3 protein-coding genes are annotated in these 1641 nt (G+C 56.5%); all 3 read right to left on the bottom strand.

What is annotated here, in order from left to right:
• Window positions 1-497, bottom strand: a 497-nt coding sequence (locus AC1DWI_RS22290; protein ID WP_477725800.1) for a glutathione S-transferase family protein, incomplete at its 3' end; no start/stop codon positions are given.
• Between the two features lie 119 nt (window positions 498-616).
• Window positions 617-1012, bottom strand: coding sequence for an NAD(+)--rifampin ADP-ribosyltransferase (gene arr / locus AC1DWI_RS22285; protein ID WP_477669319.1), 396 nt, complete (start codon window positions 1010-1012; stop codon window positions 617-619).
• A gap of 93 nt (window positions 1013-1105) precedes the next feature.
• Window positions 1106-1641 (bottom strand): DinB family protein (locus tag AC1DWI_RS22280; RefSeq protein WP_477725799.1); only part of this gene is annotated, 536 nt, incomplete at its 5' end.

Genomic DNA, 1641 nt, shown 5'->3' with positions numbered 1-1641 from the left:
GCGAGAGAGAGGGTGTTGCCGGCAAGGAACGGTGAATCTCCGACAAGAGCCGCAAGCGCTTCAAGGGCGATGCGGGACTCTTTCAATGATTTGGCAACCAGAGATTCATCGGTGGAGCCGCCTGTCATGGGCAGGCGAACCCTCTGGACAAAGACTCCCCACACCATCGGCCGATAGGCGTAGGAGTCAAGCAGCCCGATTACTTGCGCCATACGCGCCCGCTCACTCGGCGTTGGCGGTTGCAGCGATGGGCCGGGGAATGCCTCATCTACGTAACGGCAGATTGCCGCCGTCTCGTAGATCGACAGCTCTCCGTGACACAGCACGGGGATCCGTCCGAACGGATGGCGCTTGGTGTGGGCGGCAGGCACGCCACCTGGCCCGAAGATGTCGACCTCTTCGATTCGATAAGGCACGGCTTTCTCTTCGAGCGTTAGACGGGCGATCCGCGTATACACGCTGCGCGGCAAGCCATAAAGAGTTAGGGTTGATGACATGGCAAAGCAAATGACTGTGCGGCCTCACGTAAAAACAACCAGACTATCACTTTGCGGCGAAACCCCGTCAGGGGCCCTATCGCCACGACTGGATGCTCTTTTCACAGGGCTGTCTCACATCAATTGATGATTTTTCCCATGCCATTTTCTATGCGGTTTCTCAGTTGTTGAATGAACTGTGAGTCATAGGGTTCCCAGCTTTCGAGTTCGCCAACAACTTTTACAGGCAGCTTGCTTCGATAGGACCGCGTCGGGTTGCCTGGGAACTTCTTGTCTGTGACGTTGGGGTCGTTCTCAAATTCCCCTGTCGGTTCAACGATATAGACTCGCGGCCTGCCGCTGCCTTTGGCTATTTCTGCGGCAAGCCCGGCACCTTTGGAGAGGGCTGTGAAATAAATGTGATTCATCACGACGCTGTCGTCGTAATTCGATTTAAAGCCTGATGTCAGTAGATCGCCTACCTGCAATTCGGCTTTCGTGCCGTGAAAAAAAGGGCCGGTGTCCAAAGTTGCCATGGGTTGTTAAGTGCAAACGGGGTTGATACTGAGGGGGGAGTTGGACGAGGGGTTAGGCATCGTTACTGCATGCGTTGCCGTGCGCCCGCCTCGCTAACCCTTGGGTCCGAGTCGCCGCTCCGGTTCATGCCTGTGCAGAAACTTTGTCAGGGAGTCTGGCGGAGAGTCAGTGCCCATGTCTTCAAGCATCTGGCCAATGCTCCCGCGGTGATAGCCGCTGTGCGTAATGACGTGGAGCAGCATCTCTTCACAAGACATCTCGCCGCTGTCACCGTCAGTGAATGTGAAACGCACCCGATGTTTCAAACGCTCGGCGCTGACGCCGCGTACGAACTGCAGGTACCAGTCGTCTGTGGATCTCACGATCTCCCGCAACTCCGGCAAGCCCGGCGCAGGTTCAGAGTGCGTTGCCTTGAAGCGCTGCGTGGCGGCGCCGGTCAGATGGCCCTGAAAAATCTGGTCCACAACGTTGGCGTGATCGAGTGTGTGAAGCATGGCACGAAATTCATCGGGATGCTGCTGCGCATCAAACTTTTCGAGGACGGCGTGGAGCTCGGTGTTCGCCCAGGCCTTGTACTCGAACAGTGAAACGAGARTGGTGTTCATGGCAAGTGGGGCTCCTTTTAAGT

This window comes from Polaromonas sp. P3_C2, from assembly GCF_056402675.1.
Note: the sequence above shows the minus strand (reverse complement) of the source record. Positions and strands in the feature narration are given on the sequence as shown.